The sequence below is a fragment of the Acidaminococcus hominis genome (assembly GCF_900291475.1).
GTDB lineage: Bacteria > Bacillota > Negativicutes > Acidaminococcales > Acidaminococcaceae > Acidaminococcus > Acidaminococcus hominis.
In genome coordinates this window covers 483167-507033 of record NZ_OLMM01000005.1, presented here as the reverse complement: position 1 = coordinate 507033, position 23867 = coordinate 483167, and the positions used below count along the sequence as shown (strand labels likewise).

General features: G+C 51.5%; 21 protein-coding genes. 5 read left to right on the top strand and 16 right to left on the bottom strand.

Annotated features, from left to right (window positions below; translation table 11 throughout):
• The first annotated feature begins 22 nt into the window (after positions 1-22).
• Entirely contained in the window at positions 23-2296 is a 2274-nt protein-coding gene (locus C7E10_RS08765; protein ID WP_105326924.1) for an ATP-binding cassette domain-containing protein, read from the top strand.
• Between the two features lie 46 nt (positions 2297-2342).
• Here the strand turns inward: C7E10_RS08765 and C7E10_RS08760 are convergent, their stop codons facing one another.
• From C7E10_RS08760 to istA, 6 genes are all read right to left on the bottom strand, one after another.
• Entirely contained in the window at positions 2343-2978 is a 636-nt protein-coding gene (locus C7E10_RS08760; RefSeq protein ID WP_105326923.1) for a DUF4405 domain-containing protein, read from the bottom strand.
• A 4-nt stretch (positions 2979-2982) separates the two neighbouring features.
• On the bottom strand, positions 2983-4425 hold the full coding sequence (locus C7E10_RS08755) for a flavodoxin (protein WP_199614578.1): 1443 nt from the start codon (positions 4423-4425) through the stop codon (positions 2983-2985).
• 148 nt (positions 4426-4573) lie between these two features.
• The gene (locus tag C7E10_RS08750) at positions 4574-5275 is read right to left on the bottom strand and encodes a ferredoxin--NADP reductase (protein ID WP_105326921.1); all 702 of its coding nucleotides are present in this window, start codon (positions 5273-5275) and stop codon (positions 4574-4576) included.
• A 130-nt stretch (positions 5276-5405) separates the two neighbouring features.
• Positions 5406-6026, bottom strand: a complete 621-nt coding sequence (locus C7E10_RS08745; protein ID WP_105326920.1) for a TetR family transcriptional regulator — start codon at positions 6024-6026, stop codon at positions 5406-5408.
• A gap of 547 nt (positions 6027-6573) precedes the next feature.
• Positions 6574-7338 (bottom strand): ATP-binding protein, encoded by a 765-nt coding sequence (locus tag C7E10_RS08740; RefSeq protein ID WP_105326919.1) that lies wholly within the window; start codon positions 7336-7338, stop codon positions 6574-6576.
• Positions 7335-8891, bottom strand: a complete 1557-nt coding sequence (gene istA, locus C7E10_RS08735; RefSeq protein ID WP_105326918.1) for an IS21 family transposase — start codon at positions 8889-8891, stop codon at positions 7335-7337. Before istA ends, C7E10_RS08740 begins: the two co-directional genes overlap by 4 nt.
• A 176-nt stretch (positions 8892-9067) precedes the next feature.
• On the opposite strand from istA, the gene C7E10_RS08730 reads away from it, so the two are divergent.
• On the top strand, positions 9068-10012 hold the full coding sequence (locus C7E10_RS08730) for an alpha/beta hydrolase (RefSeq protein WP_105326917.1): 945 nt from the start codon (positions 9068-9070) through the stop codon (positions 10010-10012).
• Positions 10013-10089: 77 nt separating this feature from the next.
• On the opposite strand, the gene C7E10_RS08725 is transcribed toward C7E10_RS08730, so the two are convergent.
• The 3 genes from C7E10_RS08725 to C7E10_RS08715 are packed head-to-tail and all read right to left on the bottom strand — an operon-like array spanning position 10090 to position 12472.
• The gene (locus tag C7E10_RS08725; RefSeq protein WP_105326916.1) at positions 10090-11013 is read right to left on the bottom strand and encodes an AEC family transporter; all 924 of its coding nucleotides are present in this window, start codon (positions 11011-11013) and stop codon (positions 10090-10092) included.
• A 12-nt stretch (positions 11014-11025) separates the two neighbouring features.
• Positions 11026-11853: an oxidoreductase gene (locus tag C7E10_RS08720; protein WP_105326915.1), complete on the bottom strand. Its 828-nt coding sequence runs from the start codon at positions 11851-11853 to the stop codon at positions 11026-11028.
• Positions 11854-11899: 46 nt separating this feature from the next.
• Positions 11900-12472 carry a GNAT family N-acetyltransferase gene (locus C7E10_RS08715; RefSeq protein ID WP_105326914.1) on the bottom strand — a complete coding sequence of 191 codons (573 nt, stop codon included), beginning with the start codon at positions 12470-12472 and terminating at the stop codon, positions 11900-11902.
• Positions 12473-12641: 169 nt separating this feature from the next.
• Between C7E10_RS08715 and C7E10_RS08710 the strand changes: the two genes are divergently transcribed.
• A complete protein-coding gene (locus C7E10_RS08710) occupies positions 12642-13466 on the top strand; it encodes an EFR1 family ferrodoxin (protein WP_105326913.1) in 825 nt (274 codons plus the stop codon).
• Between the two features lie 53 nt (positions 13467-13519).
• On the opposite strand, the gene C7E10_RS08705 is transcribed toward C7E10_RS08710, so the two are convergent.
• Together C7E10_RS08705 and C7E10_RS08700 are read right to left on the bottom strand one after the other, a co-directional pair.
• Positions 13520-14050 (bottom strand): nitroreductase, encoded by a 531-nt coding sequence (locus C7E10_RS08705; RefSeq protein ID WP_105326912.1) that lies wholly within the window; start codon positions 14048-14050, stop codon positions 13520-13522.
• A gap of 94 nt (positions 14051-14144) precedes the next feature.
• Positions 14145-14930: a dioxygenase family protein gene (locus C7E10_RS08700; protein WP_105326911.1), complete on the bottom strand. Its 786-nt coding sequence runs from the start codon at positions 14928-14930 to the stop codon at positions 14145-14147.
• A gap of 203 nt (positions 14931-15133) precedes the next feature.
• On the opposite strand from C7E10_RS08700, the gene C7E10_RS08695 reads away from it, so the two are divergent.
• A complete protein-coding gene (locus tag C7E10_RS08695) occupies positions 15134-16096 on the top strand; it encodes a hypothetical protein (protein ID WP_105326910.1) in 963 nt (320 codons plus the stop codon).
• 212 nt (positions 16097-16308) lie between these two features.
• On the opposite strand, the gene C7E10_RS08690 is transcribed toward C7E10_RS08695, so the two are convergent.
• Positions 16309-17718, bottom strand: a complete 1410-nt coding sequence (locus C7E10_RS08690) for an IS200/IS605 family accessory protein TnpB-related protein (protein ID WP_105326909.1) — start codon at positions 17716-17718, stop codon at positions 16309-16311.
• A gap of 201 nt (positions 17719-17919) precedes the next feature.
• Positions 17920-18438 carry a transcription repressor NadR gene (locus tag C7E10_RS08685; protein WP_105327430.1) on the bottom strand — a complete coding sequence of 173 codons (519 nt, stop codon included), beginning with the start codon at positions 18436-18438 and terminating at the stop codon, positions 17920-17922.
• A 221-nt stretch (positions 18439-18659) separates the two neighbouring features.
• On the opposite strand from C7E10_RS08685, the gene C7E10_RS08680 reads away from it, so the two are divergent.
• The gene (locus tag C7E10_RS08680) at positions 18660-20000 is read left to right on the top strand and encodes an MATE family efflux transporter (protein ID WP_105326908.1); all 1341 of its coding nucleotides are present in this window, start codon (positions 18660-18662) and stop codon (positions 19998-20000) included.
• Positions 20001-20051: 51 nt separating this feature from the next.
• Here C7E10_RS08680 and murI read toward each other — a convergent pair whose 3' ends face one another.
• The 3 genes from murI to C7E10_RS08665 all read right to left on the bottom strand — a co-directional run bounded on the left by murI (position 20052) and on the right by C7E10_RS08665 (position 23858).
• Complete coding sequence (murI, locus tag C7E10_RS08675; protein WP_105326907.1) at positions 20052-20876, bottom strand: glutamate racemase; 825 nt, start codon at positions 20874-20876, stop codon at positions 20052-20054.
• 384 nt (positions 20877-21260) lie between these two features.
• Complete coding sequence (locus C7E10_RS08670; RefSeq protein ID WP_105326906.1) at positions 21261-22499, bottom strand: Glu/Leu/Phe/Val family dehydrogenase; 1239 nt, start codon at positions 22497-22499, stop codon at positions 21261-21263.
• A gap of 105 nt (positions 22500-22604) precedes the next feature.
• A complete protein-coding gene (locus C7E10_RS08665) occupies positions 22605-23858 on the bottom strand; it encodes an HD domain-containing protein (protein WP_234997691.1) in 1254 nt (417 codons plus the stop codon).
• Between the last annotated feature and the right edge of the window lie 9 nt (positions 23859-23867).

The following is a 23867-nucleotide window of genomic DNA, read 5'->3' as shown; positions in this document are numbered from 1 at the left end:
ACTGCTGAAAGGAAGATTGTATATGCCAAACCAGGAAGATGTGATCCGCATCCGCGGAGCTTCTGAAAATAACCTGAAAAATATTGATGTGGATATTCCCAAGGACAAGATTGTGGTCTTTACCGGCGTTTCCGGCTCCGGCAAAAGTTCCCTGGCCTTCGACACCATTGCGGTGGAAAGCAGCCGGGAATGGCAGGCCTCCTACCCCCTGTTCCTGCGGAACCGGATGCCCCATTATGAACGGCCCAAGGTGGACTTTATCGAAAACCTGACCCCGGCCGTAGTGGTGGACCAGCGGACCCTGGGCAGCAGCAGCCGTTCCAACGTGGGAACCGCCGTGGACGCTGCGCCCCTGCTCCGGCTGCTGTTTTCCCGCATTGGGGTCCCCAGTGCCGGGGGCTCCATGGCCTACTCCTTCAACCATCCCCTGGGGATGTGCCCGGACTGCACCGGCCTGGGAGAACGGCTGACCCTGGACGAGGACAGCCTGTTTGACGAGAACAAGACCCTGCGGGAGGGCGCCATCTGCTTCAGCCAATTTGCTGCAGGCTGGCAGGCGGACCTGTATGTAACCAACCAGTACCTGGATCCGGACAAAAAACTCCGGGACTTCTCCCCGGAAGAATGGGAAATACTCCGGAACGGTACCCCGGAAAAAACGGAAATCGAGATTCGCTCCAACAAGACCGGCCGGGTGGACTATGTGGACTACGAAGGGGTACTCCCCCGTTTCCGCCGGCTGTACCTGAACCGGGACATCAGCAAACTAAAAAAGAGCCTTCAGGACGAAATTATGACCCACGTCCACAAAGGCCCCTGCACCAGCTGTCACGGCACCGGGCTCAACGCCAAGGCTCTGGCCTCCAAAATCAACGGCTACAATATTGTGGACTACCAGAACCTTTCCGTCAGCGAACTGCTGCCTTTGTTGGAAGCCATCCAAAGCCCCATGGGCATTTCCCTGGCCCGGCAGCTTTCCTATACCCTGGAACGCATGGTGAACCTGGGCATTGGCTATCTTTCCCTGGGCCGGCCCACGGACACCCTGTCCGGCGGAGAGCGCCAGCGGCTGAAGCTGGTGCGTCACCTGGGCAACAGCCTCAACAACATTACCTATATCCTAGATGAGCCCACTGCCGGCCTCCATCCCGCAGATGCCCAGCGCATTGGCCACCTGCTGCTCCAGCTGCGGGACCAGCACAACAACGTGCTGATTGTGGAGCACCACCGGCAGATGATTGAACTGGCAGATCAGGTCATCGAACTGGGCCCCCTGGCCGGTTCCCACGGGGGCCAGATTGTCTACCAGGGCGATGTGGCCGGCCTGAAGCAGGCCGGAACCCTGACCGGCCAGGCCATTTTCCATAAAATCCAAATTAACCGCCAGCCCAAACCCTGGAGCGAAGCCTTTCTGGTAGAAAATGCCACCCTCCACAACCTGAAGAACCTGACCGTGAAAATCCCCCAAGGCGTTTTCACGGCGGTAACCGGGGTAGCCGGCTCTGGAAAAACCTCCCTGGTCTGCGGAGAATTTGCCAGCCGCTATCCAGAGGCCATTGTCATCGACCAGAAACCCATTGGCACCTCCATCCGGTCCACCCCGGCCACCTACACCGGCATCATGGACCAGATCCGCAAGCTGTTCGCCAAGGAAAACAACGTGCCGGCCAGCTGGTTCAGCTCCAATTCCAAAGGAGCCTGCCCGGTCTGCCACGGCAAAGGGAAAATCACCTACGATATGGCCTTTGCCGATGCGGTGGAAGAGGTCTGCGAGGAATGCGGCGGGCACCGGTTCAACCCCACCGCGCTCAGCTACCAGTTCCAGGGCCGGAACATTGAAAATATCATGGACCTGACCATTGAACAGGCCATGGACTTTTTCCAGGACAAAAAGATCCGCACCTCCCTGCAAAGCCTTTTGGACGTGGGCCTGGGCTACCTGACCCTGGGTCAGCCCACCAGCACCCTGTCAGGCGGCGAGGTCCAACGGGTAAAGTTGGCCAGCGAACTCCAGAAAAAGGGCAATATCTATATTCTGGACGAGCCCACCACCGGGCTGCACAACCGGGACGTAGAAACCCTGTACGCCCTTTTGCGCAAGCTGGTGGACAACCACAACACCGTGGTGATTGTGGACCACCGGCTGGAACTGATTGCCCAGGCGGACTGGGTCATCGATATGGGCCCGGAAGGAGGCACCAGGGGCGGAGAAATCCTGTTCCAGGGCACCCCGGAACAGCTGCTTTCCTGCACCAATTCCAAAACCGGCCATTTTCTCAAAAGCATGTCCCAATAGCACAAAAAAATCCCCCGAAGAGCACTTCTCCTCGGGGGATTTTCTTTTAGCGGTCTGTGAGCACCAGGAACCCGTGGGTCAGGACGGTCATCCCCAATAGGATGGCCGCCATTTCCCCATAAAAGGCCCCTAAAGCCGGGTGCGGTCCCCGGCCCAGGGGAAGACCCAGCCGAGCCCAGATTCCACTGTCAAAAAAGCAATACAGCCCCAGCAGCAGTACTAGAAACTCCAAAAAGTACCCGGCATATTCAAAGGCCGTATCGTGCCAGCGCCGTTCCAGCTTGCCCAATACTCCCTGGAGATGCAGACCCAAATGGAAAGCGATCAGCAAAAACGCCCAGTAGGCCGCCACCCCATGGACCCGTCCCCATTCCGGGGCAAAGGGGAAAATGGCAAGGGGGAAAACCATGCCTGCCAGCATATAAGAACTCAGGGCCAGCACCAGAGTTGCCAACAGCAGCAATACATCCGCCGTTACCAGCACTTTTCTCCGAAAAGGGTATTTTCCCTTAAAAAGCACCTTATAAAAGCTCCGATTTAGCCAGTTGTGCAGCAGGACCAGGGTAAAAAAGCCCATACCGCAGATGCCGTGGGCCAAAAGGCCCATTCCCGGGTGGTAGCTGAGCAGGTACAGAAACAGCCCCAGCATCAGGATATCCACGGTAATTTTCAACTTTCGCATCGTTTCACTTCTCCTTTAGGCCGCACTGGGCCAGCCAGGCAGACAGTTCCTGGGACAGGCTGCTGCCCCCGGAATAATGGAATTCAAAGGGCCGTCCCACATAAGTCTGGGGAATCTCCTTGGCCAGGTCGGACACACTGTCCCCAAACCGGTTACCCCCGTGGGAGCTGAAGGAAAACAGCAGCTTACCGCTAAAGTCCCCGCTTTCCAGGAAGGTAAACACCGGCATGGGCATGGTGGCCCACCAGGTGGGATAGCCCAAGAGAATCACATCGTAGCGGGACAGATCCGGCATGGCCCCTGCCAAAGCCGGGTGCACGTTCTGCATCAGATCCTTTTGGGAAGCCTCGTAGATATCTCCTGTATAGGGCTGGGCCATGGTAATGGCATACAGGTCCGCCCCAGTCTTTTCCTGCAGCAGCTGGGCCGCCTTCCGGGTATTGCCCGAATAGGAGAAATAGGCAATCAGCACCCGGGGCTGGGCGGGCATAGCCGGCTGCAGACTGGCCGTGGTTTTTACCAGGCCTTTTCCCGGCTGGGCGTTGCGGCAGATGCGAAAGCCCAGGTTCTGGTCATGGTCAAGGGGATTCGTGGCCGAGCGGTAGGCTGCCCGCAGGTGCTTGCCAAAATCGTTGTAGCCCCCGCCCCGGTTAACCCGAAGCGACCCTTTTTCCGCCCCTGCCGGGTCCTTTTGCGGCGAAGTCCCATAGGGTCCATAGTAATCAAAAACCCATTCGGATACGTTGCCCAGCATATTGTGCAGACCAAATGCATTGGCCGGCAACTGATCCACCGGAATAGTTTTGCCCCGGTTGGCGGAAGGCACCACCTTGGGGTCCCTTTGCACCACGTAGTTTTCTTCGATTAGGTAGGGATAGTCCCCTTCAAAATTGGCTTGATCACTGTTAATCTGATTCCCAAAATAGTAGATGGAATGGGTTCCTGCCCGGGCGGCATATTCCCATTCCGCTTCCGTAGGCAGCCGGTACCCATCCGCACTCCGGTCCCAGGTTACCGTATTTCCGTTTACCTGATAGGCCGGCGTCAGGCCTTTCTGGCTGCTCAGCTTGTTGCAGAACTCCACGGCCTGATACCAGGTCACGTTCTCCACAGGAAGCTGTTGGCCCTGAAAATGGCTGGGATTCTCCCCCATGACCTGCTGGTACTGCTCCTGGGTCACTTCCGTAGGGGACAAATAAAAGGCACTTACGGAAACCTCATGGGCGGTTTCGTCCTTTTCCCGCTGGCGTTCACTGTCCGGGCTGCCCATGGTAAACGTTCCCTGGGGAATCAGCACCAGTCCGTCCTGTGCCTGGGTACTGGGCGCTGCCCCGCTGCCAGAGGTTTCCGCCGGCTTCTGCTGGTAAGCCCGAATCCCCCAGGCCAGGCCTCCCACCACCAAAACCGTAAGCACCAGTCCGGCAATTTTTTGCATTTGTTTGTTCACCCTGCTCACTCCCCCACAAACTTGTATTTCTCAGCATCCCCTAGGCATAAACAAATAGAGATGCCTTTGGCATCTCTATTGTAGTTCAGGTTTTGGCATATGTATAATACCTATCAATTATGCAGTTTCATACGCACAGCACATGGTGTTAGTCTTTGTAGCCCATGAACACATCGGTCTTGATATTTTCTGCAGCTACGCCCAGTTTTTCCAGGCGTTCCGTAAAGGCTTTGTTCATGCCCGGAGACCCGGCTACCAGGTACTCTGCAGCATTGCCCTGAGCTTTGGCATAGGCATCGGTGCCGTCAGTAAATTCATCCCGCACAGAGATCAATTTCAGGTCCAGCCCCGGTACCCGTTTTTCCAATTCCTTCCAGAAATCCCCGTAGGCAAATTCGCCCCGGTCATCGGAATACAAAAGGGTAATCTTGTGCCCGTTTACCGGCTGTTCCATATAGTGCCGCAGCAGGGAACGAATGGGCGTTACCCCAATGCCCCCGGCCAAAATCAGGGTTTCCTTGTAGTGCTCTGTATCCAGGGCAAATTTGCCCATGGGTTTGGCAACACCAATTTCTGCCCCCGGTTTGATCTGGTGCAGCAGCACTTCTTTCAGGCTGGTATGGGGTTCTGCAATCCGGGTGGTAAACATCAGATACCCATCTTCCGGAGCAGAAGCAATGGTGAAGACACGGGTATTCCGGTCTTCCGGATCCAGCTGAAAACCAGGAATCTGCCAGGCTACATGCTGGCCGGCCTTCCAGGTAAAACCTGCGGGCACGTCCATGATAAAGCTATAGGTATCACTGGTTTCCTGGACAATCTTCGTGAGAACTGTTTTCGTAAATTCCATAATAACCCTCCTCGTTTGGCTATAAATCCATGCAAAGGAGCTTCGGATTTTCCGCTTGGCCTCATAGGAAGCGGCTAAACCCTTGGTTGTCTATGTACTCTTGTACATAACTTACGCACAACATGCTCTACTATTTATTTCCCCGTTTCCCTTCGATTTCCTTCTTATTTTTACTTTTGTTTAACGCAAGATCCCCGGGAAAATAAACCGTGTTGTCCAATGCAGCCTGCAGCTCTGCCGGCGTATGGGCCGTAAAAACCTGCTGCAGTTCAGCTGCGGACAGAGGAATCCGCCCATGGATCCAATCGGCCAATAACCCAATGGTGCCATAAATATGGTAGCGGATGTCCAAGCGTTCCTCCAGCGAAGCTTCTGCTCCTTTTTGCTGGGTCAGCGCTTTTTCTGTCACCTGTTCCATAAAAGCAGCCACATAGGGATACACCTGGGGAATCAATTCCTCCGGCAGCGCTTTTTGGTAAAAGCCGCGTTTCTCTTCCAATTCCTGCATCATCGCCGTGAGGCGCTGGGCAGACAGTGTAATGCGGGAGAGCCCCATAAAGCCCATGAAGTCCCGTAAAAACATCCAGGCTAACAGTTCGTACTTATCATGAAAATGATAGTAAAACGTTTGAGGCGTTGCGCCGCATTCTTTAGCCATATCCAACACCCGTATCTTGTCTAGGCTTTTGTTTTCCAACAGTCGGGTCAGCGCATCTGCAAACAGACTTTTGGTCCGTTCCTTGAAAAGCATGGCGCAAACCTCCTTTCTAAAAAATAAATTCTCCCATTGTTATCATAGCCCTAAACTATAAAATTACAAGAGTTGACTTTTTTCTCCTTTTTACATAATAATGGTTTTATAATAAATTTCCTATCCCCCAGAGAGGGATTTCATAATTTTTCACGGTTTCGTCAAATTTTCTCGTTGCATTCCTAACGAAAAGTTTCTATGATTGTTATTCATAGAGGTTTAGTGAAAGTGGGGATTGCATAAATCGGTGTAAGTTTACCGTCTGCACGGACTTTTTTTACCACCTTCTCGGAATTCTTTTACCACCCCACCGCACTAGTAGGCCATTAAGAGATTCAGCCAAAAGCTCTGCCGGATGGTTGAGCCGGCNTGATTGCATAAATCGGTGTAAGTTTACCGTCTGCACGGACTTTTTTTACCACCTTCTCGGAATTCTTTTACCACCCCACCGCACTAGTAGGCCATTAAGAGATTCAGCCAAAAGCTCTGCCGGATGGTTGAGCCGGCAGAGCTGGTTATTTAGTTTTCTTTAAAGTATAGATAAGCTTTAGCTTTGAGTTGCTTTCAGGCCATACCGTTCTCTCATTGAGATACGGCCTTCAACCATAATTACGTATGAGTTATGGATAATGCGGTCCATAATAGCATCAGACACAGGGCTTGCAGATTCGGGGTTCGAATCAATCCTGGTATACCAGCCATCTGTGCTGTACTGGGTGCAGAAAATCATAGAACGTTGGCAACGAGTTTCTACAATTTCTAATAGATCATAACTTTCCTGCGGTGTTAGGGGGCGTATAAGCCATTCATCCAAAATGAGCAAATCAACCTTTTTGTAATTGGACAGGCATTTCTTTAATTCACCGCCGCTTCGGGCAATATTCAACTCATCCAGCAATTCTGGCATACGAATATATCGTACTTTCTTGAATCGTCGGCAGGCAGCGTTACCAAGAGCACAGGCAATGTAGGTTTTACCATTGCCAGAAGCTCCTTCCAGAATAATATGGTGTCCCTCGTCTACAAATTTGCAGCTGGATAGGCGTAAAATCTGTGCTTTATCCAACTTTCTATCTTCGTAGTACTCAATTTCTTCTACTGCGGCAGCTGGGGCAGAAAAATTTGCATTCTTAATGAGTCGCTGTACTGTATTCGTTTGGCGTCGGTTCCATTCGGCAGTCACCATCAGTCCTAATCGTTCCTCAAAGCCAAGCTCATTAAAGGTTGAGTCTTGTAATTGGTGGGATAATTCATCCGCCATAGCGGTCATTCTCATCTTCCTAAGCATCTCTACGGTTTCCTGGTCTATCATTGGCGGCCACCTCTATCCTTACTGAAATACGAGGCACCGCGTGTAATTCCGTAGTTGTTTGCTGCGGCTGGCTTTTTCTGCGGAGCGTTTTTAACAGGTTTATCTTGGTCATTTTTTAAAATGCTGCTGACGTTACGGACGGACGGAGTGGCCTTGTAGGCGAAAATACGTCCACAAGCGTTTTCAAGCCGTACTTTCCCGTAACGTTCTTCCAATTTCCTAAGGCTGGAGCAGGCTTTGTAGCCCTGTTCTGGGGCCTTTCCGCTGGTAAGGAAATACTGCACAGTCTTTTCTGTCATGGGACCAACAGTCGTTGCCCAACGAGTGAAATCATCCGTATTGTAGGTCAGGTACCTTTGGTGTGCAAGGGGCATGTGCTCTAGGTTTACCAGCGGATCTCTCTGGACGGTCCGCAAACGACGGTGGCTGGCAACACGGCTGCCGTGGAAGAATACTTCTACAGTAGTCTTTGTCACCCGAATGTCTACCTTTTCGCCAATCAAGTTGTAAGGGACTGAATATTTGTTCTTGCCATCTGAAATAAGATAATCATTGGGAACTTTGGCTACCGACCAAACAGCAGCCTCAAAATCTGTAGGTGGCAGAGGAAGCATATATTGCTTTTCTTCTTCCATATAGGCACTGTAGCGGGAGCCTGCCATCTGCTTAAAGGGGCGGTCGTTCATTTCTTTAAGTTTTTCCGCAATAGCCTCATTCATTTCATGAAGGGAAAAGAATTTCCTTGAACGTAAGGCAGCAAGAATCCAGGTTTCAGCAAAACGCACAGAAGCTTCTGCGGAGCTTTTATCCTTAGGCCTGCGCACACGGGCTGGTACAATTGCCGTACCATAATGTTCAGCCAATTCCTGGTAACTGTGGTTTAGGATTGTTTCATACTTAGTATTAGACGTGGTTGCAGTTTTGCAATTGTCAGGAATTAGAAGCCGAGGAACACCACCATAAAACTTGAAGGCGTGGATATGGCAGTTCAGCCAGTTCTCAGTTTTCATATCGTCGCAGGCTTCTGCATAGGTATAATAACTGCACGGCAAGGTGGCAATAAAGAGATACGCTGGGCTTGTACTGCCGGTTACCGGGTCATATACGGGAAGAGTATCCCCAGCCCAGTCGACCTGCATGGCATCGCCAGGTTTATGCTGAATACGCATGGTAGCTTTGGTTACCCGAGCCCATTTTCGGTATTTCTCTGCAAATTGTGTACTCATATAAGGCGTTTTGCCAGTCTCGTAGCACTGTCTGCAATATTCTTCCCATAGAAGCGTCATCGTTACACCAGATTTTGCTAGTTCCCGATGGATGTAGGGATAGTCTGGTTCAACATAAAAAACTTTGGTCATGCTCTTTCTTGGGAATAATATTGTTTCCAATTCAGCATTAGTGATGCTGGAATCCAGCGGCCAGCTAATGCCTTGTTGGTCTGCAGCCTTGTAGACTGCACTGATGGTTGGGCGAGAAGCAACTTTGGTTAAAGCTATCCCGCGTTGAGTGCACCCCTTGCTTCGCAGCATAAGAATCTTTCGGTAATCCGTCATATGAGGACCCCCTTATACTAAAGTCACACGAGAACCGTGTGCTATCTTCAGTATGAGAGTTATTGAGCAGGGTGGCAAATACTTCCGGAAGGATGGTCAAATAACTGCGGCAGAGTGGTAAAAAAAGTCCGTGCACATGGCAAAATCGTATCGGTATATTCAGGGATGGCAGCGCCATGCGTTTTATTTGGGATTTTATCCGTTATGTAATCTATCTTTGCCTGCTGCTCCTTTTGGGAGCCGGGCTGTACGCCGGAAATACGGCCTATAACCAGCTTTTTAGCGCCCCCTGGGACAAGATTCTGGGGATGGAAAACCACCGGGATGACCTGGACCAGGTCCACCGGGCCGAAGCCCGCTACGGCTGGGAGCAGGTGGTCATTACCTCCAAGGACGGCACCAAGCTCCGGGGCACCTATATAGAAAACGATCCCCAGAGCCACCGGGCAGTCATCTTGCTCCACGGCCTGTTCCAGAACCGGACCATGTGCCTGGGCTACGCCTCCATTTACCGTAACCTGGGCTACAACGTGCTGATGCCGGACCTGAGAGGCCATGGGGAAAGTGATGGCACCCATACGGATTGGGGTGTCCACGATATTGAGGATATGGACGGCTGGGTGGCCTTCCTGCGCAGCCGGGACCCCCAGGTACAGATTGGTTTCCACGGCATTTCCCTGGGGGCCGGGATGTCCCTGCTTTACGCCGCCAGTCCCCAGGGCCATGAAATGAAATTTTATGTGGCCGACAGTTCCTACGGAAACCTGTTGGAGTTGGGCAAGGAAAAACTATACAAGTACACGGAAGATGACCATTACGTGCTGGGCATGGACGCCCTGAACCCCTTCTTCCAGCTGGCCCTTTACTACCATACCCACAAATGGATGTCCGACCTGGATCCCCTTTCCCAGGTGGCCCACATGGACACTCCGGTACTGTTTCTCCACGGTAGCGCGGATACCCTGATTCCCCCGGACATTGCCCAGAAGCTGGCGGACCAGTGCACCAGCAAAGATAAACAGCTGGTCCTGTTCCAGGGGGTAGCCCACGCCATGGAAATGCCGGAGGACCCGGAAGCGTACACCCGGGCGGTCCAGCAGTTTGTCCAGCGGGTGGAATAGCCCCTAAAAAAAAAGCCGATTCCCACAGGAATCGACCAAGAAGTATTTTGACGGATGCCCTTACGGCATCCGTTTTTTTAAGGCTGAGGCAGAATGTAGCACCAGAAGAAGATGGTCAGCATGGACAGCAGGGTGGACAGAATGGTCAGCTGGGTAGCAAAGGGCGCATCACTGCTGTAGCGGGCGGCAAAAATAGCCGTGGTAGCCCCCGCCGGCATACCGGTCATCAGCACGGCAATCCCCGTGGCCACAGGATCCAGGTGCAGCAGCCGGCTGATACCCAGCGCCAGGGCGGGCAAAAGCAGCAGCCGCAGCAGGCTGTAGAGAAAGCTGTCCCGGTTAAAGATGGTCCGGAAAGGCACATCTGCCAAAATGGTGCCAATAAGAAACATGGTAATGGCCGCATTGCAGTTCCCGATGTAGGTCACTGTCATAGTGAAAAAGCCCGGAAGCTTCACCTGGGTCACCATAATGGCAATGCCAAGGTACACGGCCACCAGGCAGGGGTGGGTCAGCACCTTTTTCAGCGTGGCACTGCGGCTCAGATTCGGCTGCTGCATGAAATAGGAAGTCCCCACGGACCACATGACCATACGCAGCGGAATGAGAAAGACCGAGGCGTAGAACAGCCCCAGGGTCCCGTACACCCCTTCCGCCACCGGGTAGCCCAAAAAGCCGCTGTTGGACACCAGGGTGCCGTATTGCAGCACCTTTTTCCGGGCTGGCGGATAACGGTTGAACAGGAACTGGTTCAGCACCATAAAGGCAAGCTGCAGCAGTGCCCCGCACAGCAAAATGGTGCCGCAGGTTACAAACAGGTTGCCCTTGAAGGGGAACAAACAGGACTTGATGATGTTGCAGGGAATAATCACATTCACGCACAAATCCGTCAGGCAGCGCTTGCCGCTTTCGTCAATAATGCCCCGTTTCATCAGCACCAGGCCAATCAGGATCATGAGAAACAGGGAAAGCTGCAGATTGCCCAAGCGAATTACATCCATAGGTTCACCTTCTTACAGTTTTTTCATGACCCGGCGGGCCAGGGCGTCAAACAGCGAGGTGGGCAAAATAGCGTGGAGGAACAAAATCAGATAAGCACCCCGGCCAGCCAGATACCGGCTTTGGGGCTGGGCTGCGTTGGCGGCCAGAAAGACCACCTTGGCTACTTCCGCGGGAGGACTGCACCAGCGGCTTTTGTACAGCTTGTGCATCCCCGCCGCCACGTGGGCTGCCAGCCGGGCATAGGGGCCTCCCTGGGAAACAGACTCCAGGTGGTCCGCCGCAATATGCCCCCAATCGGTTTTTACCAGGCCCGGCTCCACCAGCACCACCTTGATGCCCGTGCCGCTGGTTTCCATGCGCAGGGCGTCCGTAAGGGCTTCCAGGGCATACTTGCTGGCATGGTACCAGCCCCCAAAGGGTCCCGTCACCCGGCCGGCAATGGAAGAAATCATAACAATCCTGCCCCGATGCTGGTGGCGGAAAATGGGCAGCACGTATTGGACCAGCCGCATGGCCCCAAACACATTTACTTCCAGCTGCTGCCGGGCCTCACTTAGAGGCACGTCTTCAATGGCCCCGTAGGAGCCGTAGCCGGCATTGTTGATGAGAATATCCAGGGAACCCTGTTCCTGCCAAATCCGCTTGATGGCATTTTCGCAGGTGTATTCCTTGGTAATATCCATGTACAGGGGAATCACCCCAAAGGCGGACAGGCTTTCCAGCTTATCAATCCGCCGTCCCGCCCCATAAACAATATGTCCGGTCTTGGCCAGCAATATGGCCGTTTCCCGGCCGATGCCGCTGCTGGCTCCGGTAATCAAAACCACTTCTTGTTCCATGGCTGCTGACTTCCTTTCCGGCCCCACTCCCAGGCCCTGGTTTCCCTTACCCTTTTCTCAGCTGGGGATAGGGAATAATCGGCGGCTGCTTGGCCAGATGTTCCCCAATGGTCTTTCCCATCCAAATCATGTTGTACCAGCGGTTAAATTTGTAGCCGCAGGCATGAAACGTTCCGATTTCCTTAAAACCCAGGTGAGCGTGGAATTGGGCACTGTTGAAGTTCAGGTACTCGTCTTCCTGGTCCGGTACCCCAATACAGGCGTACAGGTTCAGCACCCCCATCTTTTTCAGGGCGTCTGTCAGAGCTGCGTACAGTTGTCCCCCCACTCCGGCATGGCGCAGGTTTTCAGCTACGTAGATGCTCAGTTCCGCCGCCCAATCGTAGGCAGCCCGGCCCACAAACGGGTGACCATAGGCGTACCCCACCGGGCGTCCCTCCAAAAGAGCCACCAGGTAAGGATACCGCTCCTGGACCTTTTGGATCCGGCGGCCAAATTCTTCCACCGTGGGAACTTCCGTCTCAAAGGTAATCACCGTTTTTTCCACATAGGGTTTATAAATGCTCCATAAAGCAGGTGCATCCGTTAAGGCTGCATCGCGAATCACAAGCTCACTCATTCTTTCCACGCCCTCTCCAAGTCAGGTACGAATCTCTTTTATTATAGTAAATTCCGCTACCCGGTGCAAACACTCTAGAAAAAAAGAGTATGGCCAATTGGCCGTTAATGCGGTATGATACAAAAAGAGTGAAAATTCAGGTCGTTTTTAGATTAGGGGAGGAATAATTTTGCTTACACAGATTACAACGGTTGTTTTCAGTCCCACCGGCCAAACCCGGACCCTGGTGGAGCAGCTGGGCAAAACCCTGGGCGAAAAGCTGGGCTTGCCCGTTAACCACGAGGATTTTACCCTGCCGGCTGGCCAAAAAGAAAAACGCCAATACGGCCCTGATACCCTGGTGGTTTTTGGTACACCTACCTACGCCGGACGGGTACCCAACAAAGCCCTGCCCTTTGTTGAAACCCTGTTTGAAGGCAAGGGTACGCCGGCCCTTGCCCTGGTAACCTACGGCAACCGGAACTACGACAGTTCCCTGACGGAACTGCGCAATGAGCTCCAGGACCATGGCTTTGTGGTGCTGGGAGCCGGTGCTTTTGCTGCTCCCCATGCCTTTGCCCAAATTGGCGGAGAGCACCCCACCGCCCAGGACAAGGAAGCTTTTGCAGCCCTTGCCCAGGCTGCCGCCGAAGTCCTAAAAAGCGGCAAACCCCTAAAGCCCGTAACCCTGGGGGACGAAAAGCCCGTAGCGCCCTACTACATTCCCCTGGGCGAAGACGGACAGCCCGCCAAATTCCTTAAAGCCAAACCCCTGACGGACAGCGCAAAATGCGACCACTGCGGCATCTGTGCCAAGGTCTGCCCCATGGGCTCCATCAATCCGGAAAATACTGATGAAGTTCCCGGCATCTGCATCAAATGCCAGGCCTGCGTGGTGTACTGCCCCCAAAAGGCCAAGTATTTTGACGATGCCCGTTTCCTGTCCCACAAGGCCATGCTGGAAAGCCATTACCAGAAGCTTGCGCCCTCGGTGGTATTCCTGCCCAAAGCCTGAACCAAGAAAAAAGCCCTGCCGTCCGCAATTTCCGGACGTGCAGAGCTTTTTTATCAGGACAAAATATAGACCCGTTTTTCCTTGCGCTGGGCGGCAACAGGAATATCCCCGTCCACATAGCCCAAAATGCAATGGCCAATGCCTTCGTATTCCCCTTCTACGCCCAGGGATTTTAGCAGAGCCTTGCCTTCCGGCCGTTCAAATTCTTCCTTGGCCCGGTGGATCCAGCAGCTGCCCAAGCCTACGGAATGGGCGGCCAGCATCAGGTTTCCCATCACCAGGGAGCCATCGTAAACCCGGGTAGGACGGTCTTTCTTGGCCAGGACCACCAAAACCGCCGGAGCCCCGTAGAAAGGATCAAAATCCGGCTTCCAGCCGCCGATTTCGCAGTTGAGTTTGGACAGCCGTTTCACCATAGCAGGATTGGTAATGGCCAGGATGATGGTTTCCTGAGACCCTTTGCCGCTGGGAGCATACAGGCCTGCCTTGATGACCGCTTCCAAAAGCTCCTTGGGTACCGGATCTGGACGATAGCTGCGGATGCTGCGGCGCAGCTGGATGGATTCCAACACTTCATTATTCATAGGATTAGCCTCCTTTAGGAAAACGCAGGACCCAGGGAAAACCGCAGGTCCTGCTGCAATCAGCTTTATTATAGCACACCATTTTGCTGGGTTTCTAGGCTTCCGGTTTTTCCAGACCAAAGGTATAGCCGGTCATATCCATGGACCCCATATTGCACAAATGGTTGTACAGCTGAGGTTTCTCTCCCTGGGAAGCGCCCAAAGCGTATACCAGGGGCATAAAATGGTCCAGGGTGGGTACTGCATAGGCGGCGTCCTGGGCCTGCTTATAGTGGAGCACCTTTTCGTCCTGGCGGCTCAGCACCGCCTCCGCAATGTACTGGGAAAACCGCAGGGCCATAGGAGAGCCGCCGGGATTATCCCATTCCACCCGTCTCAGGTTGTGGACCACGTTGCCGCTGGCAAAAAGCAAATAGCCCTGTTCCCTAAGAGGTGCCAGCTTTTGCCCTAGGGCATAGGCCTCTTTCGTACTGCCCTGGGCCACGGACAGCTGAACCACGGGAATATCCGCCTGGGAAAACATATGTTTCAGCACCACCCAGGTGCCATGATCAATGCCCCAGTCATCATTTACGGAAACTTTCTCTCCCAAAAGCTGCTCCACGGCCTGGGACAGGGGCAAATAGCCTTTCACCGGGTATTTTACCTGGTACAGAGCATCGGGGAAACCGTACATATCGTAAATCTGGTCGGGCTCCGCCGCCGTCTGGATATACGTGCCTGGCGTGAACCAGTGGGCAGAAATGGCCAGGATGGCCTTGGGCTTGCCAAAGTTGGCCAATACGTCCTGCCCCACCCGGTTCATTTCCTGGGTAATGGCATTATGTTCCAGGGCCACCATGGGACTGCCGTGACCGGAAAAAATTACGGGCATTTTCATAAAAATCAGCCTCCCTCCCATCTATAGATGGGGTTCTATTAATTAAGAATAAATTTCTCTTAGCGTTTGTTTCATTATACCATATTTCCATTCTTTTCTCAGTTTATTTGCCATTTAGGGCAACTGGATTTGACTTTTTGCTTCCAATGTGTAATTCTATCCTTATATGCTGTAATTGTCAGATATGCCAAAGGAGGATTATTATGACATTTTTTAAGAACGTACGCGTTTTAGGACTGGCCGCAGCCCTCTGCTTCCTGTTCTCTCCCCTGGTTCCGGCCCAGGCCGCCAAAGTGGACCAGGCAGCGTTAAAAGAAGTGGTCCAAGCCCAGAAAAACACCAACCAGGAAAAATATATCCAATACCAGATCCACAGCAATATCTTTTCTCCGCTGGGGATGGGGACCATGACCCTAAACGGCCGGATGGTCCAGCAGCAGGAACAGGCTGACAAAAAAGCCGCCGAACCCCAATACATCCTGGAAGGCAAGGGCACGGCAGAAGTGGTTCCCCTGGCCGGGGTAGGCAGCAAAAAGATTCCTTTTTCTTTCTATGCGTCCAAAGATGATAAGCAGGTGACCCAATACTTCAACAGCGGCAAAGGCTGGACCAAAACCGTCCAAGTACTGGATCAGAAAACCCTGCAAAAAGCCAAAAAACAGGAAGAAATGCTGCCCGATTTTGAAAAAATGGTGCGTTCCGTCCAAGTACTCCAGGATTCGGAAATGGAACAGCTGATCAAGATTACCCTGGACAACGAGCGGCTTTTTGGTGACAATTCCGACAGCCTTTGGGCCAAGACCTTGAAAAAACAGCACGAACAAATGCGCAAGGCCCTGGCCAGTATGAAGGACTTCAGCTACAACGTGTCCATCGATAAGGAAAAGACCCGCTACAACCGGATTTCCTTTAACTTTACGCCCCTGGTCCACTCCCTGGGCCAAAGCGTTCTGGAAACCGTGTCCAAGGAAAAGAACCTGGATGACCGGAAAAAGGAAATGATTCAGAGCCTGATTGACAGCTCCACCTCCAGCCTGGATATCCAGCTGTTCTACGACCAGGGAAAAGAAGTCGTCATTCCGGACGAAGTAAAGAACGCCCCTTTGGCCATTGAGAAACTGGAACAGGAAGCCCAACAGGAAACCAAAACAGAAAAAAGCGCCTAACCGTAAAATAAAATCATACAAAACAGGGTAAGACAAATTCCCAATGATTTCGAGTGTTACGGCACACTCATATTTACCAACAGCTCAATTCTGTTTCTCTTATTGCTAAGTGGCACAACAAAATATAACTGTTGTTGTCTATTTTATAGTTTCCGTTAAGTACAAGGACTGCAATCTCTTGGAAGCAGTTCTTTCTTAACGGAAGTTTTTGTTTATGAGGACTTCTTTTTGCTTATATATTCATCTGCGAAGCCCTGACCTCTACGAGCAATAACATAACTTGCTCCTTGGTGAATAACGAGTTTCTTTTTGTCACAATACTTTTGCTTTGCAATCTTGCTCGTATACGCAGGATTGACTTGAATCAAATTAACATTTCGTCTAAAACAACAATTTTCGAAAGTTTCCTTATATCTCGAATAGTCAAAGGCGTGAATCATTTTATTGTACGCCTTGCCCTGGTCTGACTTTGCTTTGGTGATTTCTGCCTTAGATCCTTTAAAGTCTAAATCCTCAATAACAATGTCTTTCCCGACAGATATTGCGTAGTTTACAATCTTAGAGGTTACCTCTCGAATTTCGGACTTTGCTCTATTTCCCATACCATGATAATGCAAATCATAGTGTTTTAGCCCGACAAGATTTCCCGTTTCATTGGTCTCGGCAAGTTCGATAAAGCCATCATTGTAATCCAAGCCAATCGTTCCATACGTTTTTCGGGTCCTGTAGCTGTCGGTATCTATATCGAACGTTACCATAGCTTGCAGATAACACTTGCTGCCACGGAATACGATACGATAGCTAACGCCATGGCTTTTCTGTACAATGGTTTTTGCTAGCAAGCTGCTCATATACTTAAAAATACAAGCTCCATAAACGTACTCCCGAGCTTTTGTGTTCTTACGCAGCTGAATAACGAAACGATTACCTTTACCCGAGTGTACCATTGGTGTTAGTTGCAGTATCTGATTACAGCGAAATTCATCCTTCGCTCCGATATACAAGGAACGATTATCTCTCTGCTCACGGAAATGTTCCAGCCAGACCTTATGACTTGTCAGATTATTGTTTTCAAGATTATGCTGTGCATAAAACAGCTTCTTTGAGCCAAAGCAGAGATGCAAATCTTTGCTCTGAAGCTCTTTCAGCAGGTTAGCCTGCTTTTGTTTGAGGCGGTTAATCTTTTGACCCGTGTAAAAGATTTTCTCTTTTTGCCTGCGATAATATCTCAAAGCAGAAGGTGACAACTGATTGTTTCGAGCTTTTTCTTTCAAGGCAAATACTTTTTCACAAAGTTTCTTCCGCTCGCTGTAGAGTTTCGCAATTTTGCTATTCAACTGATTATACTCATGCCATTTCAATTGATATAAGGCTCGATATAAACCCTCGACTTCAGAGATAACTGAATTAGCAAAACGCTTGTTTACTCCAAATTGTATTTGTAAAAGCGTATTGAACTGGCTTTTCTTTACAGAGAACTTGCCGCCATTGTTATAACGATGCCACGCAAAGCGTAACATTCTGCCATAGAGAGCATTATACTCCTTGACGTATTTAATTAGATCAGCATTATCATTTTGATTGAGTCGTGTTTCAAGCGTAAAGGTTTTAGAGACAATCACAGCATCACCTCCATTCTGTAAATTATTAATACTATTATATTACAAAATGCAATTATATTGTTCGAATTTTGTACAAAATAATCATGTTTATATGGTTTTGTATGATTTTTAGAAACTGCTGTTCAACCCCCAGGTTCCCTGCCCAACAAAAATTGCTGCCCCCAAAGGCAGCAATTTTTTTATGCGCCCCTGGGGAGCATTTTATTTGGGATTATACAGCACGCCCAATTCCTGCAAAGCCTGGTGCACGGCTTCCATTTCTTCTTGCGTGGCGGTTTCCACCAGATGGGAATGTACGCCTCCTGACAGACTGGCCAAGAGCGGTGCCTTGGTTTCTTCCATCCGTTTGATGTACAGAGCCACATCCCGGCGGGAATGGAGATTTAACTGGGCCTCCATATAGCCGTAGACCTCATGTTCAATCATCACGTTGTGGACAATTCCTCCATTGTCCACAATGGCATTCAGCTCTGCAGCCACCTGCTCCTTGCCATGGCAGCACAAAAAGGATTCCTGCACTCCGGCCGGCTGAGGCGTGGTCAGCTGGTAGCCCCTGGGGGTAGAAATTACCGAAACTCCTCCAGCCCGCAGGAGGGCAATGTCTCCTACAATAATTTGACGGCTGACCTTACATTCCCTGGCCAGGTCCGTACCGGTCAACGGATTCTCCGCCTGCTGCAGCAAACCAAGAATCTTTTCGCGTCTTTCCCTATTTTCCATGCTGGCTTTCACTTCCCTTCTGTTTCCTGCCCTGGGCTCTGGTACCCGCCAGAGGAAGCAGCCGAAACAAACTGTCTATACTAAAACATTTTCGGGAAGAATGCGCCGTTTCCTGCAAATTTCTATCAGAAATAAGGCACTATTCGTAACTTTTTTGGAAACCTTGTTACTCTTTCCCCCCTGTGCTAGGATAACAAGGAAGTTATTTTTTGGAGGCTAGTATGACAACACCACAGGAATACAAAAGTAAATGGACCGTGTTTGCCATGTCCCTGCCTATTTTCATTGAAATCGGTCTGCAGATGCTGGTGCCCAACATGGACCAATTCATGCTGAGCCACTATTCCCAGGATGCTGTAGCAGCGGTAGGCAACGACAACATGATCATCAATATGATTATTTTGACCCTATCCGTGCTCTCCCAGGCGGCCACCATTTTGATTGCCCACTACCGAGGTGCCGGCAATCTGAGCCAGGCCAGCCGGGTCTGCTCCGTATCCCTGGCCCTGAACCTGACGCTGGGCACCCTAATCAGCCTGATTCTTTTCCTGTTTCCCCGCTTTTTCCTGCAGCTTTTGGGGGTACCCCTGGAAATTTACCCGGATGCCACCCTGTATCTGCGCTGGATTGGGCTTTTTATCATTATCCAAAGCGCCTACACCGCCTTTATCTCTTTTCTCCGGGGCTTTTCCCTGCTGCGGGAAACTATGCTCTGCTCCGCCGTCATGAACATCCTGAACATCTGCGGCAATATGGTGCTGATTCACGGGTTGGGCCCCATTCCTTCCCTGGGCGTCCTGGGAGTATGCATTTCCACCAATACGGCCAAAACCCTGGGCCTTGTGCTGGTGCTGTACCTGTGCCGGAAAAAGACCCCCATCCGCCTGTCCCTTTCCCATTTGCGGCCTTTCCCCAAAAAGGAACTGTCCAAGCTCCTGTATCTGGGAATTCCCTCGGCAGGAGAAACCTTCTCCTACCAGTTGTCCCAGACGACCCTGATGACCTTTGTGAATCTGTTTGGCATTGCGGTAATCACTACCAAGGTATATGCCTACATCATTGCCATGATCAGCTACCTGTACTCCCAATCCCTGGCTATGGCCACCCAAATTCTGGTCAGCTACTTTAAAGGGGCGGACAACAACCGGGAAGTGGACCAGCGGGTAAAATTCACCATCTTCGTTTCCATGCTGCTTTCTGGCTCCCTGGCGATTTTGGTCTACTTCCACAGCGACCTGATTTTCTCCGTCTTTACCAATGATCCAGAAGTCCACGCCTTGGGGAAGGTGATTCTTTTCATCGACATCTTCCTGGAAATTGGCCGGGCCGTGAATATGTGCATGGTTATGGCCCTGAATGCTGCCGGGGACGTAAAGGCCCCCATTACCATCGGCATCATCTTCATGTGGTCCTTTTCCGTACTGGGCGGCTGGTTCTTCGGCGTCCACCTGCTGTGGGGACTGGCCGGCATTTGGCTGGCCATGGCCCTGGACGAATGTACCCGGGGACTGGTGTTCTTCTGGCGCTGGCACCAGGGCACCTGGAAAAAAGCGTTGATCTGACAAGAAAAATCCCTTCTCTCACGGGTTCTGCGAGAGAAGGGATTTTTTGGTTCAGACTGCTGCGCTTATGCTTGGTTCCGCTTTCAGGTCAATGAGGTGGAAACGGCAGTCCTTGGGATCCAGCATCCGGGCTGCCAGCCGGCGTCCCCGCTCCAGGTCCGCTGTAAAGCAGATGTCCACACTGCCTTCGCCGGCAGTTTTGGCAAGTCCCCGGGCTTCCAGGTCCGCTATGGCGTTCAGGGTGGTCTGCTCGGCCGGGTCCACAACCGTCACTGACGGTCCAAACTCCTCTTCAATTTCCTGCCGGACAAAAGGATAATGGGTGCAGGACAGCAGCACCGTATCCACCTGGTGCTGCCGCAGTTTATCGGCATATTCCTTGATGGCCGCCTTCAGCTCCGGGCTGCCAAAACGTTCCCCTTCAATCAAGGGTACAAACTTGGGGCAACCCTGGCCAAACACCTGAATGCTTGGATCCACTGCCTGAATGGCCTTTTTATGGGCACCGGTGGACACGGTAAAATCCGTGGCAAAAAAGCCCACCCGTTTATTCTTGGTCAGGGAAGGGACCAATTGGCCGCCCTTATCCATGCCAATCACCGTGAAATCATAATCCCCCCGAATGGTATCCGTACCCAGCACCGTAATGGTGTTGCAGGCTACCACCAACTGTTTGATCCGGCATTCATTTAAATACGCCGTCATATCCCCTACAAAGCGAGTAATTTCTTCCCGGGACCGGTTGCCGTAAGGCGTCCGGGCCGTATCCCCAATAAAAATAAAGTCTTCGTGGGGCATTTTGGCCTTCAGCCATTTCAGGACGGTCAAGCCGCCTACGCCGGAATCGATAACACCAATGGGTTGATTTTTGTTCATGATTTTCCCTCCCAAGTCTGCAATACCCTGTAGCCCCGCCCTTTGGGCAAATAAAAAAGGCCTGACTGCCATACCTTTTGGTATGCATTCAGGCCTTACGGACGGACAGAAACAGGGGAAACCATTTCCATGCCAATAAGGATCAGATGAAGTTGTCGAATAATTTTGTATACATTATACGATGTTCCCCGGCAAATTGCAAGCCTTATTTAAGCTGCAATACCCGTCTTCGTTCTTCTGGAACAAGCTCCCGCTGCCCCAGCCGCTGGAAAACGGCTAGGCAAATACGGACCTTCCTATCCAGACAGACGAAAAGCTCCAGGCAATTGCTTGCCTGGAGCTTTGTGTACTTTCCCAGTACAGTGAGCCGATTGTAGGGTTCGCTTAGATAATGCCTCTCAGCTTCATGGGTTCAGCCAAAGCATTCAGGGCTACGATGTAAGCGCCAACACGCATGGTGGTGTTGTACTTCTTAGCAGCATCGTAAACGTTCTTGAAGGCTTTAACCATCATTTTTTCCTGTCTTTCAACTACTTCTTCTTCAGTCCAGAAGTATCTGTACAGGTTTTGTACCCATTCGAAGTAAGAAACAGTTACGCCGCCGCCGTTGGCCAGAACATCAGGAACAACGGGGATGCCTCTCTTTTGCAGAATCTTATCAGCATCTGCATCGGTCGGGCCGTTAGCAGCTTCAACGATGATTTCAGCTTGGATCTTGTCAGCATTCTTGCCGGTGATCTGCAGTTCCAGAGCAGCCGGAATCAGAACGGTAACTTTTTGTTCCAGAACTTCTTCGTTGGTGATGGCTTTTGCACCAGGATAGCCTTTGATTACGCCGCCATTGGTCTTAGCGTATTCTTCCAGTTTGTAGGGATCCAGGCCATTTTCGTCATACAGGCCGCCGCTGATGTCGCTCAAAGCAACAATCTTCAGGCCGGCATCATGAGCGCATTTAGCGGTCCAGCTGCCTACATTACCGAAACCTTGGATAGCCAGGGTGGATTTCTTAGGATCCTTGCCAGCTACTTTCAGAGCTTCCAGAGCTGCAGTGATTACGCCGCGGCCGGTAGCGGAAGTTCTGCCCAGGGAGCCGCCCATGCAAACTGCTTTACCAGTGATAAAGCCCGGTTCGTAGGAGCCGCTGATCTTGGAGAATTCATCGCACATCCAAGCCATGATTTGGGCATTGGTGTTAACATCAGGAGCAGGGATATCTTTCTTTTCGCCGATTACCGGAGCAATCTTGTCGATCCAGCCACGAGTCAAGCGTTCCAATTCCCCTTTGGACAGCTTGGAAGGATCAACGATAATGCCGCCTTTGCCGCCGCCATAAGGCAGACCAGCAATTGCGCATTTGGTGGTCATCCAGAAACCCAGAGTTTTAACTTCATCCATGGACACGTTCTGATGGTACCGAACGCCGCCTTTAGCAGGTCCCAGGATGGTGCTGTTCTGAGAACGGTAGCCAGTGAATACCTTCACAGTGCCATCATCCATCTTTACAGGGATGCTAACTTCCAGAGTACGTTCAGGTTGAGAAATAACAGCCTCAGCGTTGGGATCCAAGTTGATCAGCTTGCTAGCTTCTTCCATCGGGATCTTTGCCATTTCAAATAAACTCATTTGTAACGCCTCCTAAAATATTATCTAGTGAACCCTTACATGCACATTATAGCATGATTCAGAAATAACAGTTTATTTTTATGTATTTTGTATACAATTTTGTATTCATTGAACAATCCAGCCTTTTCCAGAAGCCGGGTCATCCTCCATAAACTGTTGATAGATGCGGCCAAACGGGATTCCCCCTACAATTTTACCTTTATACTGACGGGGCAATTCGTCAATGACACGGGTCAGATGAACGGAAGAAATGCCGCATTGGACGCTGAGCCAGGCCTCCATAAAGGCAGCCAGATGGTCACAGCCCTTGAGCACTTCCCCATCCACCGGGCTATAGCGGTCTGCATTATACTGGGCAGGGATATCCCCCGACAGGAGAATCATTTCTCCCCCGTCCCAAATCCGGTTCCGGAACTCATTGACCGTGAAGTTGAGGATATCCTTATGCCACGCTGCCGGCAAAAGGGGCAGCAGGATTTCTTCCATCTGCCGCTGCTCAATTTCCTTGATCAGTTCATCCAGGCCTTCAATGGAACGTTTGATGGGCGAAATGATATCCCGGGTCAGCACCTCCGGCAGGTCATGCCAAAGACCGGCCAGAAAATCGTTGACCACCCGGGCAGGGCAGGCTCCCATATACTGGGCACAGAAGTACCCCATAATGGCAACCACCAGCACATGCCCCATAACGGAGGTTTCCGGCATCCGAGGGGACTGGGACCAGCGTTTCTGGAAGCGAAGCTTCCCAATCAGGTCCACAAATTTCCGGGTTTTCCCGTTCATGGCAATCTTCTGTACCCCGGCCAAATTGGTGTGTTCCTCAATTTCGTCGGCAATGGCGGTTTTGATTTCCTCCACCCCAAAGATTCCCTGATTCATATGATAGATAATCCGGAATTCCCATTCCGTGGCCAAATAATGGGCTGCCCGGAGCAGCTGCTTTTCCAGGGGATGGTCATTGCCATCCAGGTACGCCTGCAGCCGGTCCATAAAGGCAGACCCTGCCAACGAGGGAACCCTCCTGGCCAGTTCCTTATAGACCCACCCATTCAGACGGGGACCACTTTTGCGCATCAATTCGTGAAAAACCGGGGGCTTGATGTCCGTCAAAACAATCCGGTGGAGGAATTCAAAAATACCTCCCTCAATCAGCACCTGCCAATCCAATTGGGCGTGATGATCCTGCTCCTCGTACCGGGCCAGAATATAGGCAATCATCATCTTGTGGGCCTGCTTGTCAAGCTCTGTAAAGCCCTGGGGACGAATGTGGTCATTCCAGCGCTGGATATAGGCAGCTTCAAACACAAACTGGATCAAATCCCGCGGAAGGGCAATCTCCGATGCTGTCACCGTAGTCATGCTGTACCT

What these genes read in the sequence shown, in the direction of transcription:
- C7E10_RS08765 (WP_105326924.1), top strand. Translation starts at nt 23, where the DNA reads ATGCCAAACCAGGAAGATGTGATCCGCATCCGCGGAGCTTCTGAAAAT.
- C7E10_RS08760 (WP_105326923.1), bottom strand. Translation starts at nt 2,978, where the DNA reads ATGCGAAAGTTGAAAATTACCGTGGATATCCTGATGCTGGGGCTGTTT.
- C7E10_RS08750 (WP_105326921.1), bottom strand. Translation starts at nt 5,275, where the DNA reads ATGGAATTTACGAAAACAGTTCTCACGAAGATTGTCCAGGAAACCAGT.
- C7E10_RS08745 (WP_105326920.1), bottom strand. Translation starts at nt 6,026, where the DNA reads ATGCTTTTCAAGGAACGGACCAAAAGTCTGTTTGCAGATGCGCTGACC.
- C7E10_RS08740 (WP_105326919.1), bottom strand. Translation starts at nt 7,338, where the DNA reads ATGATAGACCAGGAAACCGTAGAGATGCTTAGGAAGATGAGAATGACC.
- istA (WP_105326918.1), bottom strand. Translation starts at nt 8,891, where the DNA reads ATGACGGATTACCGAAAGATTCTTATGCTGCGAAGCAAGGGGTGCACT.
- C7E10_RS08730 (WP_105326917.1), top strand. Translation starts at nt 9,068, where the DNA reads ATGCGTTTTATTTGGGATTTTATCCGTTATGTAATCTATCTTTGCCTG.
- C7E10_RS08725 (WP_105326916.1), bottom strand. Translation starts at nt 11,013, where the DNA reads ATGGATGTAATTCGCTTGGGCAATCTGCAGCTTTCCCTGTTTCTCATG.
- C7E10_RS08720 (WP_105326915.1), bottom strand. Translation starts at nt 11,853, where the DNA reads ATGGAACAAGAAGTGGTTTTGATTACCGGAGCCAGCAGCGGCATCGGC.
- C7E10_RS08715 (WP_105326914.1), bottom strand. Translation starts at nt 12,472, where the DNA reads ATGAGTGAGCTTGTGATTCGCGATGCAGCCTTAACGGATGCACCTGCT.
- C7E10_RS08705 (WP_105326912.1), bottom strand. Translation starts at nt 14,050, where the DNA reads ATGAATAATGAAGTGTTGGAATCCATCCAGCTGCGCCGCAGCATCCGC.
- C7E10_RS08700 (WP_105326911.1), bottom strand. Translation starts at nt 14,930, where the DNA reads ATGAAAATGCCCGTAATTTTTTCCGGTCACGGCAGTCCCATGGTGGCC.
- C7E10_RS08695 (WP_105326910.1), top strand. Translation starts at nt 15,134, where the DNA reads ATGACATTTTTTAAGAACGTACGCGTTTTAGGACTGGCCGCAGCCCTC.
- C7E10_RS08685 (WP_105327430.1), bottom strand. Translation starts at nt 18,438, where the DNA reads ATGGAAAATAGGGAAAGACGCGAAAAGATTCTTGGTTTGCTGCAGCAG.
- C7E10_RS08680 (WP_105326908.1), top strand. Translation starts at nt 18,660, where the DNA reads ATGACAACACCACAGGAATACAAAAGTAAATGGACCGTGTTTGCCATG.
- murI (WP_105326907.1), bottom strand. Translation starts at nt 20,876, where the DNA reads ATGAACAAAAATCAACCCATTGGTGTTATCGATTCCGGCGTAGGCGGC.
- C7E10_RS08670 (WP_105326906.1), bottom strand. Translation starts at nt 22,499, where the DNA reads ATGAGTTTATTTGAAATGGCAAAGATCCCGATGGAAGAAGCTAGCAAG.
- C7E10_RS08665 (WP_234997691.1), bottom strand. Translation starts at nt 23,858, where the DNA reads ATGACTACGGTGACAGCATCGGAGATTGCCCTTCCGCGGGATTTGATC.